We start from the raw sequence: 1,491 nt of genomic DNA on the forward strand, positions 1-1,491 counted from the left end.
TGAAGTGAACCCCCGAGATTGGACAACAATCTCGGGGGTTTTACTATGACTAAATTTAATTTAGAGTTACGGATTTCTATTGTGACACAATATTTAACGGGTATTAGTTCCATTCAATTGGCCAGAAAATACCATGTTGCCAACAATGAAACGATTCTCCTATGGGTTCATCGCTTTAATCGTTTTGGCATTGCAGGATTAAAACCGAAACCTATGAATTTGGAATACTCTAGTGAGTTCAAGATAGAAGTATTAAACTGGAAACAACAGCACAAAGCTTCGCTTCCAGAAACAGCACTACATTTCAACCTCTCTTCACCAAGTACTATCTGGCAATGGCAAAGAAAGTTTGATTTAGAGGGGCTCAGTAGACTAAATAGAGTGAGAGGAAATCCCAAGACTATGTCTAAACATAAAAAAGTGACCAAACCCACAACGGCACAAATCCAAGCACGCCACGATAAAGATGAGTTAAAGCAACTCAAGCAAGAAAATAAGATGTTAAGAATCGAGAACGAATTTTTAAAAAAACTCGATGCCTTAGATCACGAAAAATCAGCTCACGAGAAACCGTGACCTTAATTGATGATCTGAGGCGGGTCTTCAAAACGTCGATTAGTTTTATCCTTAAAGCCGTTAAGGTACCACGTAGCACGTACTATTACACTAAGCACAGTCAGGGACGAAAATATGAGGATGACCAGGTTATCCAAGCCATTGATGAAATTCGGCAAACAGATGCCAAGTATACTCAAAAATACGGTTACCGTCGCATAACGTTAGTTATGCATGAACAGGGATTTAAAGTTAATCATAAACGCGTCCTCCGAATTATGAAGGAGCAAGGCTGGACATGTCAGGCCTTTAATAAGCAAACTCGCAAATATAACTCATACAAAGGAACTGTTGGTAGAATCGCCAAAAATAAGTTACACCGTCGATTCAAGACAGATCGACCATATCAAAAACTCGTCGCCGACGTTAGTGAATTTCGATACGGTCAGATGAGTCAAAGCGAGCGAATCTATTTAGAACCCATCATGGATTTATTTTCGGGTGAAATTTTGGCATTTAACATTAGCGCACACCCAACTCTTGAATTTGCGTTGAAACCACTAAAAGAAGCATTAGATGGATTACCTGAGCTTCCTTATAGAACAACGGTACACACAGATCAAGGATTTCAGTATCAACATAAACAGTGGCAAAAAACGCTTAAAACTCATCATACCTTTCAGAGTATGTCCCGTAAGGCGACTTGCTTAGATAACGCCGCCATGGAATCATTTTTTCATCTCATGAAAGCAGAGATGATGGATGAACACTTCGAAAATTCAGAAAGTCTCGCGCAAGCGATGACTGAATGGATTGAATTTTATAATAACCGTAGAATCAGGACCAAACTAAAAGGCAAGTCACCGGTACAATACCGAGAACTTGCCAATCAGTTAGCAGCTTAATTTAGTTGTCCAAACTTGTGGGTTCACTTCA

The 1,491-nt window shown here is 39.5% G+C and carries 2 protein-coding genes; both read left to right on the top strand.

Going from position 1 to position 1,491, the window contains the following annotated elements:
* Window positions 1-45: 45 nt before the first annotated feature.
* Complete coding sequence (locus MMY95_RS15525) at window positions 46-576, top strand: helix-turn-helix domain-containing protein (RefSeq protein WP_001748115.1); 531 nt, start codon at window positions 46-48, stop codon at window positions 574-576.
* Entirely contained in the window at window positions 555-1,460 is a 906-nt protein-coding gene (locus MMY95_RS15530) for an IS3 family transposase (protein ID WP_080128853.1), read from the top strand. Before MMY95_RS15525 ends, MMY95_RS15530 begins: the two co-directional genes overlap by 22 nt.
* The last annotated feature ends 31 nt before the right edge of the window (window positions 1,461-1,491 follow it).

The organism is Lactiplantibacillus sp. ME-2 (assembly GCF_022549155.1).
Lineage (GTDB): Bacteria > Bacillota > Bacilli > Lactobacillales > Lactobacillaceae > Lactiplantibacillus > Lactiplantibacillus plantarum.

Coding starts and splice junctions, on each gene's coding strand:
- MMY95_RS15525 (WP_001748115.1), top strand. CDS start 46: ATGACTAAATTTAATTTAGAGTTACGGATTTCTATTGTGACACAATAT.